Origin of the sequence: Herbaspirillum sp. CF444 (assembly GCF_000282135.1) — a bacterium.
In the GTDB taxonomy this organism is placed as follows: Bacteria; Pseudomonadota; Gammaproteobacteria; order Burkholderiales; family Burkholderiaceae_D; genus Herbaspirillum.
In genome coordinates this window covers 107835-120804 of sequence record NZ_AKJW01000057.1, presented here as the reverse complement: position 1 = coordinate 120804, position 12970 = coordinate 107835, and the positions used below count along the sequence as shown (strand labels likewise).

The window sequence follows — 12970 nt, the reverse complement described above, 5'->3', positions numbered from 1 at the left end:
ACAACGGCGAGCTGTTCAAGAAGATGGAATCGGCCACCGACGGCAAGCACGACGGCCAGCTGGGCCAGGGCGACTACGGCAATGCGATCAAGGACGGCACCATCTCGGCGGATGGCGGCGGCCCACCGGTGATCGATCGTACCGGCACCTTCGGTAACGGCAATGGCAATGTCAATGGTAACGGCAACGGTAATGTCAACCTGCCGCCTACCGGCGGCAACCAGTTGCCGTCCGATTCCAGCGCGGCCAAGACCATCAACCAGTTCCAGAAGGACCATGATGTCGGCCTGATGTCGTCGCAACAGATGCAACAAGCCGCCGAGACCGGTTACTTCACGGACAAGAACGGCAAGACCATCCAGGTGCCGCCGGAAGTGCAGGCTGCGGCGCAAGCGCTCATGGCCAACAACGGCGAGCTGTTCAAAAAGCTTGAATCGGCCACCGACGGCAAGCACGACGGTCAGCTGGGCCAAGGCGACTACGGCAATGCGATCAAAGACGGCACCATCTCATAAACAAAGCAACACAGCGCAGGTGCGCTTGCAGCACCTGCGCCGGTAATACGGTTCGCCCGGAGGCTTGGCTTCCCGGCGAACCGGCATCTCTTGAAAGGAAAACACGATGAGTCCCATTCATCCTGTCGTCGGCGGTTACTCGCGAGCCGGCGATATTGCCGGGCTGCTGGGAGACTACAGCAACCTGATGGACCACATGGCCGACAAGGCCGCGACTCCGTCGACGAGTTCGTCGACGCCGCAGCAGCCAACGCTGTGGCGCGTGGCCATCGACAAACCGTCGCGTGGCGTGCGGGCGTTCAACGCCCTGACCAGCGCGCGGCAGTCAAACAATTTGAACGTCGGCAAAGCGCTGCCCCAGCGTCCGGATCCGGACGACCAGGGCAACATGCCGGTGTGGAATCGCCTGCATCGACAGGACTATGCGGCGCTGGAAGCGATTCCCGGCAACAACCACGCCGAGCAGCCGGTGCAGCCCGAGCGCGCTTACCTGCGTCGCGTCGGCGACGACGCCGGGCAGGGCCTGCCGCCGGCAGTACAGGCAGCCACGCCGACGCCGCCGCCGGCAACACGCACCGAATCGGCGTTGGCCGCCCGCATGGCCGACCGTTATCGCACCAACCTGCTGCGCCTGTGCGAGGCGCTGCCATTGCCTGGCATGACGGCATTGAACGCATTGCGGCCGTTGGCCATGGCGCGCTGAAGCAGTTGGGTTTTTAGTCCCCGGCCATGCGCCGGGAACTCGCACGAGTCAATTTTTCAATCGGTCCTTGTTCAATTTACTTTTGTCGGATGGTCGCCATGGATAGCATCGCATTCACGTTCAATCACATTGCTCATCAAACTGACTCGCATGCCGGGCACGTGCCGGATGCGGCGGATGCCTGTGGCGCCACTACCCTGGCCGACGACTTTCCGTGGCACCGTATCCGCCGCCTGTATCGCAAATAACACGGCGTCATCCCTGCGCGGCGGCCGCATGACGGCCGCCGCATTTCTTGCTTCGGCCGCTCTTCTGCGCCTGGAGCGGCTTGCTTCATCTACCGAGGATTGCATATGGATTGGCATGAAGGTTACGTTTCCGATATCGATTACCTGGCCGAGTTCTTTCCTGAACAGAGCCCCACCTTGCTGAGCTTCGCCTGCATTCTCAATGGCATCGAGCCGGTGCCGCTGGACCGGCCCTTCACGTATTTTGAGCTGGGATCGGGGCAGGGCTTTACCGCCAACATCCTGGCCGCCGCCAATCCGCAGGGCGATTTCTACGCCGCCGATTTCAATCCGGCCCATGTCGCCGCCAGCTGCGAACTGGCGCAGGCGGCCGAGTTGGGCAACATGCATTTCCTCGAGAGCAGCTTTGCCGACCTTGCGGCAGGTCGGGTGGCGTTGCCGCAGTTTGATTTCATCACGCTGCATGGCGTCTATACCTGGGTCAATGCCGACAACCGCGCGCATATCGTGCGCTTCATGGAGCGCTACCTGAAGCCGGGCGGCGTGGTCTATCTCAGTTACAACGCCATGCCCGGCTGGACCACCGCCTTGCCGCTGCAGCGCCTGATCCTGGAGCACGTCGACCTGTATCCCGGCAGCCGCCATGAACAGATCCTGCAAATGCGCCGGCTGGTGACCGGCCTCAACGATAACCAGGCGGCATACTTCACCGGCAACGCCAGCGCCAACCTGCGCAACTATCTTGACGCGGTGATGGACGGCGACGCCGGCTGGTCCAGCTACATCGCCCACGAATACATGAACCATGGCTGGCAGCCGCTGTACCACGCCGATGTCGCCCGCGACGTCGCCGCCGCCAAGCTGGACTACGCCGGTTCGGCCTGCCTGCCATGGGCGTTTCCCAAGCTATACCTGACGCCGCAGCAGAGCGCGTTGCTGGCGTCGATCCCCGATCCGGCCCTGCGCGAGACCGTGCTCGACTATCTGAAGAACACCTGCTTCCGCAAGGATGTCTACGTGCGCGGCGCGCGCCGCATGAGCGCCGCCCGGACCGAGCAATGGCTGGCGAAAATCGGCGTCGCGCTGGTGTCGCTGCGGGAAACCGTGTCGCTGGAGATGGGCTTCCCGGTACGCCAGCTGGTGCTCGATCGCGCCGAATACGATCCCTTGCTCGACGCCCTGGCAGAGGGGCCGAAAACCCTGCTCGAGCTGGCCGCCTTGCCGGCGCTGGCAGGCAAGGGCTTGCACGGAGTTGCCGAAATGGTGGCGTTGCTGGCCGAGACGCGCCACGCGAGCGTGTATTTCCTCAGCGCGGCCGGGCTGGATACCGCGCCGGCGCGCCGCATGAACGACGCCGTCGCCCAGAACGAACGGCTCAAGGGCGAGTACCGCGTGTTCGCCTCGCCGTTGCTGGGCAGCGGCGTCAAGGCGCCATTGTTCCAGCGCCTGGTGTATCAGTCCTTGTCGGCCGCGGGTGCAGGCCGGGCCGGCAGCAGCGACGCCGGTGAAATCGCCGCGCAAGTCTGGCTGCGCGTCAAGGAGCAACAGCAGCCGGTGATCCTGGGCGAGCGCGAGCTGCACTCCGAAGACGAGGCCGTGACCGAAATCCGGGCCACGGTGCAGGCGATCCTGCAACGACGCCAGCCGATCTGGCGCGACCTGCGGATTTTGCAGGACTGATCGCAGGATTGACCCCGGCGCCGGCCTGGCGCAGCGCGACACATTTGACGATACAACACGAGAAGGAGAAGCAACGATGGACTGGAGCGACGGTTATGTGGCGGGTATCGATTATCCGGCGGCCTTTTTTCGCGAACAAAGCCCGGCGCACCTGAGCTTTTCCTGCGTGCTCAATGGCGTCGAACCGGTGCCGCTGGACCGGCCCTTCACCTACATGGAACTGGGGGCGGGACAGGGGCTGACCGTCAACATCCTGGCCGCCAGCAATCCGCAGGGACGATTCTATGCGGTCGACTTCAGTCCGTCGCAGGTGGCCTCGGCGCGCCGACTGGCCGAAAGCGCCGAGCTCGACAACCTGGTGTTCCTGGAAAACAGCTTTGCCGAACTGGCCGCCGGCAAGGTCGAATTGCCGCCGCTCGATTTCATCACCATGTATGGCGTCTACAGCTGGGTCGACGCCGGCAACCGCCGCCACATCCTCGATTTCATCAGCCGCTACCTGAAGCCGGGCGGCGTGGTCTACCTGAACTACAACGCCATGCCGGGCTGGAGCGCCACCTTGCCGCTGCAGCGCCTGATCCTGGAACACACCCGCCATCACGGCGGCACGCCGGAACATCAGCTGGCGCAAGCGCGCACGCTGGTCGACGCATTGCAACAGGCCGGCGCCGCGTATTTCGACGGCAACTCCAACCTGGGTTACCGGCTCAATTCGCTCTACAAGGACAAGGCGCACTACCTCGCCCACGAATACATGAGCGAAGGCTGGCAGCCGCTCTATCACGCCGACGTGGCGCGGGCCGCCGCCGGCGCCAAGCTCGACTATATCGGCTCGGGCGAGTTGTCGCATGCGTTTCCAGAACTGTTCCTGACGCAGGAGCAGCGCGCGCTGCTGGGCGACATCGCCGACCCGGCGCTGCGCGAAACGGTCAAAGACTACCTGGCCAACACCAGCTTTCGCGAGGACGTCTACGTGCGCGGCGCCCGTCGCATGACGCCGGCGCGCCAGGAGCAATGGCTGCGCCAGACCGGGCTGGCCCTGACCAGCCTGCCGGGGCCGGTCGCCGATACCTTGCAATTGCCGGCCGGCGTCACGCGCATCGACACCGATGCCGCCCAGGCCATACTCGATGCCCTGGCCGAGCGGCCGCATGCACTGATCGAACTGGCCTGCCTGCCGCCGTTGCGCGACAAGAGCATCTTCGACATCGCCAGGCTGGGTGCGTTGCTCACTGCCGACGGCCTGGTCTCCACCTACTTCACCTGCTCGGCGGCGATGCCGACGGCGCCGGCGCAGCGCATGAACGCCGCGCTGGCCGAAGCGTCGCGCCTGGGCGATCAATACCAGGCGCTGGCGTCGCCGCTGTTGGGCAACGGCGTCAAATCAGGACTGGTGCAACGCTTGCTCTACGGCCTGCTGCTCCGGCACCCGCACGAGATCGATACGACCGCGTTCGTCGATCACCTGCGCGACGCGTTGCGACGCCAGGGCCAGCGACTGGTCAAGGACAACCGCACGCTCGAGTCGGATGACGACATCCGGGCCGAGTTGCATTACCTGACCGACGCCATCCTGCAGCGCCGCGCGCCGGTGTGGCGGGGTTTGCAGATATTGTGAAGTAAGTCCTGACAGAAGGAAGCGTAGATGGGACGGCTGCCTGAGAGGCGGCAGCTTGTCCTTGATGGTGATGTCGCCGCAGCTATTCAGCCGGCGTGCACGTCATCCCTTGTGCGATAAATGGTAGCGTCTCAACGATTTTTTCCAATGGACATCCGGCGCAAATGATTGCGCCGGATGCTTGCGTCCTTTGGCGCGTTTTGTATTAGGAGGTAAAATGACCAAGCTGATCATCCATCCGGCGCAAGCCGTTGCGCTGCCGCGCTATCTTCATCTGTTGCGACTTTACAAGGCCCTTATTTTGCAAAGCGAAGACCACAACCAGCCAGACATGTCGGTGACGGCGGTCAATCGCCTGTTGCAGGACCTGATTGCGCTGGCAGGGCAGCAGGTCGACGGTCCGCCGGCGCTGGAGTTGCAGCTTGGCGAAGTGTTCACCCGTTCCGCCGTCGAACGCGGCGGCGTCGATCACTATCTCTCGGTCACCGCCTTGTTGCCCAAGTGCGAACAGCCGCATTACCTGCCGCTGCTGCACGCGCCCCTGGATGCTGCCGGCGCTGATGCGGGCCAGGCGGCCGCGGTTGATTTTCTCTGGCATGCCGACGAAGGTCGTTACATCGTCGTGCGCAAGATTCCGATCCGGCTCCTGAGCGATGAACGCAGCGTCATGGACGCCATTCTGGCAACCGCCGACATTGCCGGTCAATACCTGGAAGCGGTACGCGCCGGCGACGCCGGCTGAGTCCGTCGTATTGAATTCGTTGCACGCATAGCCGGGCGCGGCCCGACGACGTTGCATGCAGTGCATGGCCGGGCGGGACGCTTGCATCTCAATTCTGTCCGCGTGCGCGGGAGTTGCCGTACTCGTTGCGTACCGCAGCGCGTACCCGCGAGACGCGCGAGCGGACGGTGCCGATGGGGATGTGCAGGTGCTCGGCGGCTTCTTCATAGGTGGCGTCGCCATCGAGCACGGCTTCAAAGGTGCTGCGGATCTTGGGCGGCAGTTCGCTCAACAGGTTTTCCACTTTCTGCGCGATCTGGCGCAATTCAAACAACATGGCCGGATCGGCATGGTGGTCGACGATTTGTTCCATGAAGGTTTCTTCCACCATTTCATAACGGTCGGCGATGTTGCGGCGTACCTGATTGCGCGCCAGGTTGAGGGCGATGCCGAACAGCCAGGTGGAAGGTTTCGACAGGCCGGAGAAGCGATGTGCGCAACGCACTGCTTCGATGAAGGTGTTCTGGACCACGTCTTCGGCGTCTTCATGATTGCCGACATAGCGCTGCACGAAGCGCAGCAGATGGGTGCGGTGTTCCGAATAGAGTTGCACGATATCGATAGGCTGGCCTGCTGCTGTTGCTGCTGTTGCTGCTGTTGCTGCTGTTGCTGCTGTTGCTGCTGCGGCTGCGGCTGCCGGATCCGACGATGACGCTGCAATATCGGCATCGGCGGTGGTATCAATGCCTGCCTCAGCTGCCAATGGCGTCGCGTGGTCGGATGTGGAATGTTTCATTGTAATCTCCTGGGGACAACAACTACTGTGGGTAAAAAGCGAGGCGGCGGTGCAGCACGGTAACCGGCTGTCGCAACATCACCTCGGCTGGTATGATCACAAGATAGCAGTGGACACCGGCAATGCAAACGTTCCGTGAGAATTCGTGAGACATTGAAAAAAAATGAGAATTGGCGATCGATCCGCACGCCAAAGCATGGAACCGACGGCGCGCTGAACACCACAAGCAAGGATCGACGCCCGCGCGGGTTGCACATCGTGCATCATCGAATCGGCATGGAACCATGCGCCACCGCGCCGACACTGAGTGGCTATGAGTCCGCAAATCACCTCCGTCAACAACGCTCCGCTGGAAAATCCGGTCATCCTGCGTGCGCCCGTCAAGTCTGGGCACACGCATGGACTGGATGGCAACCTGGCGGCCAACGTCGCCACCGATTTCCGACCGACCGACGCCGTCGATACCCAGGGTGGCGTCAAGGAAGGCCTGATCTACAAGAGCAGGTCATTGCGTCAGCGCTTCGCCAATCCGGCGCGGCAGCAGGCGCAGGCGCGCACCAATACGCCCACGCGCAAGTATCGCAGCAAGGTCGACGAACGCAACGGCGAGGACGAGGAAGAGTCCTATCTGGCGCCGATCCTCGACACGCTCGACATGTTGCGTGACGACACCAGCAAGGACAACCAGGAAGAGATCGAGGCGATGCTGGCCGAGTTCTTCGAGCCGCTGCAGCGCTACAACGTGATCTACGAAGCCTTGGACAAAGTCGACGAACAACCGGTCAGCGCCCTCAAGAAGCTCTCGATGAAGAATGCGCTCAAGGAAATGCTGAGCGACCTCATTGAAAACCACCCCTACGAGGTACGCCGGGCGCTGCAGGAATCGGACGCCATGGTCAACTCGTTGGAAGCACTGACGGCCGACGAGAATGGCCAGCGGACGACCTCGACGCGCGACCTGCGTTTCCTGATCGGAGCCAAGTCGACCGGTAATTTCGATGGACCGCTGACGGCGTTGACGATGCTCAAGGCGCTCATAAAAAATTTCGGGCCGGACAAGTGCATGGATGTGCTTGTCAGCCTCCGTTCAAGAATGATGTCAGGTTTGTAAGGATGAAAAATATGACAACGGATCAGATCAAGAATCCGCTCAAAAGTATGACCCGCCGTCTGGCGGAGCGCGCCGCCCAGGCTGTGGCGCCGATGAAGTTCGGTTTTTCGGTCGGCGACGCCTTGCGGCGCGATCTGCTCGACGGCCGCTTTCGCCTGCCGGCGCAGGCTGGCCAGGATGAGCATGTGCATGTGAAGTTCATGCGCTGACCAGGCGCGTCGCAATCATCATTGGAACTACCGAGGGCCAGCCATGAAATCGGATCTACGCAAAAATCCCTTGCGCAGCATGGGACGCTATTGGTTGACGATGTCGGACGCCTCCGCCTTCATGCTGGTCAAATCCAGCGTGGCGGTGGCCGACACCTTGCGCCGGGAGCTCTCCGACAAGGCCCAGGTGCATGTGCGCGTGACGGCGCCCGAACTCGCCGTGATCCTGCTGACGGCGGCTGAGGCCGGCTGGGGCAAGGGCAAGGCCAGCCAACTGATCGGCCAGATTGTCGAAACCAAGAATATCGCCATCGAGCAGCGCAGCCGGGTATTCCTGCTCATGCGCGAGGCCATGGCGAAACTGCCGCTGACGCTGTGGACGCAGGACAAGTTGCAGGTGCGTCGGGAATTGCTGGAAGAGCTGACGCGCCAGATCAATTTCATGCAAGCAGAAATACCCGCACTGCCCAGTCGCGAAGAAGTGCGCGAGCAGGCCTGGCGCAACGCCATCGCTGCGTCGGGCAAACTGGAACTGCAACAACGGCAGCGCAGGTAGAACGCATTTCAGCAACGCAACAACGGGAAAAAGGGGGCCGCAATGGAAGAATTACTGGCGCGTCTGGCCAACGAGGCGCGCATGCAGCAGGCGGTGGCCATGGCCACGCTCGACAACGGCATGCAGCTGTTTGCCTATCCGCTCGACGAGGGCATGCTGGTTGCGCTCGGCGTAGGACCGGAGGCCATGCTGGAAAACGAAGCGGTGTTGCGCAAGCGCGCCGAAGACATAGTGCGTTTCGGCGCCTGGCTACCGGCCATGTTCAATGACGGCAGCCTGTACGTGTTGCGGCGCATGGTGGAACACGGCGACGATATATCGTCGTTGACCGCCGATGAGCTGAATGCGGCCGAGGAGTTGCTGAGTTGACCGCCGTGCACAACGGCGCGCTTGACCGCGTCCACCCGCTCGACGTCGGCGAACTGGCCGAGATCCACAGCGTCGGCAATGCCAATCCCATCCTCAAAGCCCGGCCCGACCTGTTGCCCGGCGAGGAAGAAGCATCGCTGCCGCCGCTGGAAGTACAGAGCGACCCGACCCTGGCGTCGCTCAAGCAGTTGCTGGGCGAGCGCCTCACCAGCGGCAACGCGGCCTGGAGCGGCGATCCGATTCCGCGCATGCGGGCGCTGCAAAAGAAGCTCATCGAGCACTCGCTGACGCTGGAGCAGGCCGACCGCATGCCCTGCATGGACGCCATTCGCGTGGTCGAACTGGCGGTGCAATGGCGACTGCGCTGGCAACAGATGCGACGCAGCGACGTCGAAGCCAATCTGGAAGAAAACAACCCCAACCAAGCCGAGGAGCCGTTCCATGAGGAAGAAGAAGCCGCGTGAGTCCATGCCGGAAGAGCTGCAACTGGCCATCGGCCTGGTGTGGGGCCATCTCAATGCTTACCAGCACGAGCAAGCCTATCTGCTGGCGCTCGGCTGCCTCAAGGTCTGGCCGCACGAGACGCGCCTGCAATTGATGGCGGCCTATGCCGCAGCCGAAGTGCTGGAGCCGGTCGACCGCGAGCAGCTGCTGGCGCTGCGCAACGCCCAGAACGACGCCTGGATCAAGCTGGTGCTGCGGCGCCTGGACATCCACCAGGACGCCGCAAGCGCCGGCCTGCCAACCGCATAAGGAGCCGCAATGAAGGCGATGGGCATCGTACTGCTGTTGAACAAGTTTTCCGCCAGGCTGGCCAAGCGCGCCGAGCTGCTGGCGGCGGCGCTGGTCATCGGCATTGTCTTCATGCTGGTGCTGCCGATGCCGGTGTGGCTGCTCGACATGCTGATCGCGCTGAGCCTGTGCGCCTCCGGCCTGATCGTGATCGTCGCCATGTACATGCCGGGGCCGACCGCGTTTTCGACGTTCCCGGCGGTGCTGCTGCTGACGACCTTGTTCCGGCTGGCGATTTCGGTGTCGACCACGCGCCTGATCCTGCTGGAGGGCGACGCCGGCCATATCGTCGAAACTTTCGGCAACTTCGTGGTGGGCGGCAACCTGGTGGTCGGGCTGGTGATCTTCCTGATCCTGACGGTGGTGCAGTTCATCGTCATCACCAAGGGTTCGGAACGCGTCTCGGAAGTGTCGGCGCGTTTCTCTCTGGACGCCATGCCGGGCAAGCAGATGTCGATCGACAGCGATTTGCGCGCCGGCATCCTCACCGCCGAAGAAGCCAAGTCCAAACGCGCCAAGCTGGGCCAGGAAAGCCAGCTGCACGGCGCCATGGACGGCGCCATGAAGTTCGTCAAGGGCGACGCCATCGCCGGCTTGTGCATCGTCGCCATCAACCTGATCGGCGGCATTTCCATCGGCATCATCCAGCGCAATCTCGACGCCGGCGAAGCCATGCGGGTGTATTCGATCCTGTCCATCGGCGATGCCCTGATCGCGCAGATTCCGGCGCTGCTGATTTCGCTGGGCGCCGGTATCATCACTACCCGCGTCAGCAACGACGACCATGAAGAAGCCGGTGAAACCAACATCGGCCGCGATATCGTCGGCGAACTGTTTGCCGAGCCCAAGGCGCTGCTGACCGCGTCGGCCATCATGCTGCTGTTTGCGTTGATTCCCGGCATGCCGTCGCTGGTGTTCGTCGCGCTGGCGCTGGGCTTGTGCACGGCCGGCGTGATCGGCATGCTCAAGCCGCTGGCCGACGCCGAACTGCAGCGCGAGTCCGACGAGCTGGAACGCAAGAACGCCGGCATTGTCGACCTGACCAATTTTTCGGCCACCACGCCGTTCATCCTGCGCATGCCGGAAGGCATGCGCAATACCCCGGAGGCCGAAATCATTCGCTCCGCGGTGCGCGTCATGCGCAACGGCATGCTGGAGCGGCGCGGCATTCCCGACCTCAAGCCGATTGAATTCGAATTCCATAGCGCGATTCCGCTGGGACGCGTGCATTTCATGATGGCCGAAGTGCCGCTGGTCGACAGTGAAGTGATGATCGGCTGGGGCGCCACCCGCGAAACGCTCGAACGCGTCACCGAACTGGGTTTCCAGGGCGTGGAGAACAATATCGCCGGTTCGCGCCGGCGCCGCGTCTGGCTGCGCCTGGAAGAAGAGGAGCGGCTGGCCGAAGCGGGGATTCCGTTCCAGCGCTGGGAGCACGTGTTCGCCGCCGACATCGAGGTCGAGATGTTGCGCAATTGCCAAATGTTCGTCGGCGTCAATGAAGTCATCCGTTTTACGCGCTGGGCCGAGCGGCGCTATCCGGAGCTGGGCAAGGAAGTCATCAAGTCGGTGACCTTGCCGCGCCTGACCGAAGTGGTGCAACGGCTCACGCGCGAAGGCGTGTCGTTGCGCAATGCGCGCCTGCTGCTGGAAACCACGCTGGACTGGGCGCCCAAGGAACGCGACCCCGATGTGATCGCCGACTACGTGCGGCTGGCGTTCAAGCGCCAGCTGTGCTTCGAGGCCTCGCGCGACGGCCTGATCGAAGTGATCCTGTTGTCGCCGGAGCTGGAGGACCAGTTGCGCAACGCCATGCGCCAGACCAGCCAGGGCAGCTACCTGGACATCGACTCCGAGCTGGAACAGATGATCCTGGATCGCCTCAACGAATTGTCGACCAACGTCAGCACTCCCATCACGCCGCCGGTGCTGGTCACGGCGGCCGACATCCGGCGCTCGGTGCGCAAGCTGATCGAGGAAGAGTTCTTCCCGGTGCCGGTGTTTGCATTCTCCGAACTGACCCAGCACGCCAAGGTCAAGCCGGTCGGCATGATCGAGATGTGAGGACGGCTCGGATGTCCCGGACTTGCGCCAACGGCAATTGCCGCCATGTCGATGCCGCATGGGAACCAGGCAAGGTTGGCCGACATATAGATATATCCGCCTGCAACAACGCGACTGCGCGCGATCTCCGCGCCATTGTCAGGACATCGCGAGAGCAGGCCACGGACCGTTTGAGCGGATCCTCAAGAATCCGATTGGAGCAATAACATGGCAGGACCACATTCCACGAATGGCGCGCATAACCATGGCGCGCACAATATTTACGGCGTCGATCACGATGCCGGCGACAGAACACATCAGGACAACCGGCCGCATGGCAGATCGGGAATCTCCGGCGCATTCCACGGCCTCATCAACCGGATTGCCGCATACAATGCCGATTCGCTGAGCGGCATCATGGGCACCTACTTGCAACATCGCTCGTGGGATGGTTCGGGGTCGGGGAAGGCGCTTGACACCGGCGCTTTCGTGCACTCGATTCTGGATATGGCCAGGGCCAGGCTCAGCGGCATCGAGGATGACTATCGCGCTGCCGTGTTCAACATGCGCAGCGTGGTGGACGATGGCGTGCGCCAGGTGCAGGCATGGCGCAACGGCGAGCCGACGCCCGACGATGCAGCCTCGTTGTCTTCCGGGCAAGGGCTGGCGTCATCCAGCGCAGCGTCGAGCGCTCACCATCGCGCCCGCGCATCGGCGTTACGCAATTTCCGCGACTTGCAGACGCATGTACCGGAGCCGCCGCCGGGAATGACGCCATGGCAAGCTGACGATCCGGACGCAGCGCGCATGCAAGCCGAACCGTTCAATCCGTATGAAGGCATGAGCGAAGAAGAACAGCGCGCAGCGCGCGAGGCGGAAGAACAGATGGCCTATGCCGGACAGACCAATGCCTTGCATCTTCTGGGCGGGCAGGCGGTCGGCAATCATCCGCGCCGCAACCAGCCGCACGGCCCGACGCAGCCGGTGGAGCCTGACTACACCGAGGCAACGCCATCGAGCGCAGGCACCAGCGATACAGGCGACGATGAGTCGTCTCGCTGATCCGCCAACCCCGGCCGGGCCTGCTTGCGCAACATGGCGCAGGGCCGGATTGAATCACCTGCTTGACTTTAACGGAGCATAGTCATGAGCTTTCCAGCAAAAGAGACGCCGAACCGCGATCATGCCGTTGCGATGACGCATGACGAGGCGTTGCGCATCATCGAACATGCCCGCAAGGACAAATTCAGGGCGCGCGAACTGGAACAGTTGCGGGACAAGTGCTGCCTGTTCATCAGCGAGGTCATGAACGAAGTCAACCAGGCCCTGGCGGAGAAGGAAAAACGCACGCCGGCGCTGTTGCGCAGCAAGCCGGAGCCGGCCGACAGCGCCGTGTCGTTGCGTACCGAGGCGCGCCAGCGCGAACAGGCGGCAAAGGAGCGACGCGAACTGGCCGAGGCGATGGTGATCGGCGCGCTCATGAACAGCGACAATCCCGACTGGAACCCGTTGGATCCGTCCACCAGCCGCAACGGCACCGGCAGCCTGTTGCTGGCGCTGCTGAAGACAGCGCTTGACTAGCCGGATCTCAACGCCGGATGCAGAACAG

15 protein-coding genes and 1 pseudogene are annotated in these 12970 nt (G+C 62.8%); 15 read left to right on the top strand and 1 reads right to left on the bottom strand.

The annotated features are described in order from the left end of the window. The 6 genes and pseudogenes from PMI16_RS10535 to PMI16_RS10515 all read left to right on the top strand — a co-directional run. A pseudogene (locus PMI16_RS10535) lies at window positions 1-515 on the top strand (hypothetical protein); the annotation flags it as partial. A gap of 106 nt (window positions 516-621) precedes the next feature. Then, window positions 622-1218: a hypothetical protein gene (locus PMI16_RS10530; RefSeq protein ID WP_007879263.1), complete on the top strand. Its 597-nt coding sequence runs from the start codon at window positions 622-624 to the stop codon at window positions 1216-1218. 98 nt (window positions 1219-1316) lie between these two features. Next, entirely contained in the window at window positions 1317-1466 is a 150-nt protein-coding gene (locus tag PMI16_RS25860; RefSeq protein ID WP_007879262.1) for a hypothetical protein, read from the top strand. 105 nt (window positions 1467-1571) lie between these two features. Next, window positions 1572-3146, top strand: a complete 1575-nt coding sequence (locus PMI16_RS10525; protein WP_007879261.1) for a class I SAM-dependent methyltransferase — start codon at window positions 1572-1574, stop codon at window positions 3144-3146. Window positions 3147-3222: 76 nt separating this feature from the next. Then, window positions 3223-4764, top strand: coding sequence for a class I SAM-dependent methyltransferase (locus tag PMI16_RS10520; RefSeq protein WP_007879260.1), 1542 nt, complete (start codon window positions 3223-3225; stop codon window positions 4762-4764). A 217-nt stretch (window positions 4765-4981) separates the two neighbouring features. Continuing rightward, a complete protein-coding gene (locus tag PMI16_RS10515; protein WP_007879259.1) occupies window positions 4982-5506 on the top strand; it encodes a hypothetical protein in 525 nt (174 codons plus the stop codon). Window positions 5507-5594: 88 nt separating this feature from the next. On the opposite strand, the gene PMI16_RS10510 is transcribed toward PMI16_RS10515, so the two are convergent. Next, complete coding sequence (locus PMI16_RS10510; protein WP_007879258.1) at window positions 5595-6281, bottom strand: RNA polymerase sigma factor; 687 nt, start codon at window positions 6279-6281, stop codon at window positions 5595-5597. A gap of 313 nt (window positions 6282-6594) precedes the next feature. Here PMI16_RS10510 and PMI16_RS10505 point away from each other — a divergent pair, with 313 nt between their 5' ends. From PMI16_RS10505 to PMI16_RS10465, 9 genes are all read left to right on the top strand, one after another. After that, entirely contained in the window at window positions 6595-7392 is a 798-nt protein-coding gene (locus PMI16_RS10505; protein WP_007879257.1) for a hypothetical protein, read from the top strand. 11 nt (window positions 7393-7403) lie between these two features. Continuing rightward, window positions 7404-7601: a hypothetical protein gene (locus tag PMI16_RS10500; RefSeq protein ID WP_007879255.1), complete on the top strand. Its 198-nt coding sequence runs from the start codon at window positions 7404-7406 to the stop codon at window positions 7599-7601. Window positions 7602-7644: 43 nt separating this feature from the next. Further along, on the top strand, window positions 7645-8157 hold the full coding sequence (locus tag PMI16_RS10495) for a hypothetical protein (RefSeq protein ID WP_007879254.1): 513 nt from the start codon (window positions 7645-7647) through the stop codon (window positions 8155-8157). A 42-nt stretch (window positions 8158-8199) separates the two neighbouring features. After that, on the top strand, window positions 8200-8526 hold the full coding sequence (locus tag PMI16_RS10490) for a hypothetical protein (RefSeq protein WP_007879250.1): 327 nt from the start codon (window positions 8200-8202) through the stop codon (window positions 8524-8526). A gap of 5 nt (window positions 8527-8531) precedes the next feature. Next, window positions 8532-8990: a hypothetical protein gene (locus tag PMI16_RS10485; RefSeq protein ID WP_237719843.1), complete on the top strand. Its 459-nt coding sequence runs from the start codon at window positions 8532-8534 to the stop codon at window positions 8988-8990. Further along, complete coding sequence (locus PMI16_RS10480) at window positions 8968-9279, top strand: hypothetical protein (protein WP_007879246.1); 312 nt, start codon at window positions 8968-8970, stop codon at window positions 9277-9279. Before PMI16_RS10485 ends, PMI16_RS10480 begins: the two co-directional genes overlap by 23 nt. Window positions 9280-9288: 9 nt before the next feature. Beyond that, a complete protein-coding gene (gene sctV / locus PMI16_RS10475; RefSeq protein WP_007879245.1) occupies window positions 9289-11382 on the top strand; it encodes a type III secretion system export apparatus subunit SctV in 2094 nt (697 codons plus the stop codon). A gap of 207 nt (window positions 11383-11589) precedes the next feature. Beyond that, window positions 11590-12423, top strand: a complete 834-nt coding sequence (locus PMI16_RS10470; protein ID WP_007879244.1) for a hypothetical protein — start codon at window positions 11590-11592, stop codon at window positions 12421-12423. Window positions 12424-12507: 84 nt separating this feature from the next. Beyond that, window positions 12508-12942 carry a hypothetical protein gene (locus PMI16_RS10465; RefSeq protein WP_007879243.1) on the top strand — a complete coding sequence of 145 codons (435 nt, stop codon included), beginning with the start codon at window positions 12508-12510 and terminating at the stop codon, window positions 12940-12942. The last annotated feature ends 28 nt before the right edge of the window (window positions 12943-12970 follow it).

Coding starts and splice junctions, on each gene's coding strand:
- PMI16_RS10510 (WP_007879258.1), bottom strand. CDS start 6,281: ATGAAACATTCCACATCCGACCACGCGACGCCATTGGCAGCTGAGGCA.
- PMI16_RS10505 (WP_007879257.1), top strand. CDS start 6,595: ATGAGTCCGCAAATCACCTCCGTCAACAACGCTCCGCTGGAAAATCCG.
- PMI16_RS10525 (WP_007879261.1), top strand. CDS start 1,572: ATGGATTGGCATGAAGGTTACGTTTCCGATATCGATTACCTGGCCGAG.
- sctV (WP_007879245.1), top strand. CDS start 9,289: ATGAAGGCGATGGGCATCGTACTGCTGTTGAACAAGTTTTCCGCCAGG.
- PMI16_RS10530 (WP_007879263.1), top strand. CDS start 622: ATGAGTCCCATTCATCCTGTCGTCGGCGGTTACTCGCGAGCCGGCGAT.
- PMI16_RS10480 (WP_007879246.1), top strand. CDS start 8,968: ATGAGGAAGAAGAAGCCGCGTGAGTCCATGCCGGAAGAGCTGCAACTG.
- PMI16_RS10470 (WP_007879244.1), top strand. CDS start 11,590: ATGGCAGGACCACATTCCACGAATGGCGCGCATAACCATGGCGCGCAC.
- PMI16_RS10515 (WP_007879259.1), top strand. CDS start 4,982: ATGACCAAGCTGATCATCCATCCGGCGCAAGCCGTTGCGCTGCCGCGC.
- PMI16_RS10500 (WP_007879255.1), top strand. CDS start 7,404: ATGACAACGGATCAGATCAAGAATCCGCTCAAAAGTATGACCCGCCGT.
- PMI16_RS10465 (WP_007879243.1), top strand. CDS start 12,508: ATGAGCTTTCCAGCAAAAGAGACGCCGAACCGCGATCATGCCGTTGCG.
- PMI16_RS25860 (WP_007879262.1), top strand. CDS start 1,317: ATGGATAGCATCGCATTCACGTTCAATCACATTGCTCATCAAACTGAC.
- PMI16_RS10490 (WP_007879250.1), top strand. CDS start 8,200: ATGGAAGAATTACTGGCGCGTCTGGCCAACGAGGCGCGCATGCAGCAG.
- PMI16_RS10495 (WP_007879254.1), top strand. CDS start 7,645: ATGAAATCGGATCTACGCAAAAATCCCTTGCGCAGCATGGGACGCTAT.
- PMI16_RS10520 (WP_007879260.1), top strand. CDS start 3,223: ATGGACTGGAGCGACGGTTATGTGGCGGGTATCGATTATCCGGCGGCC.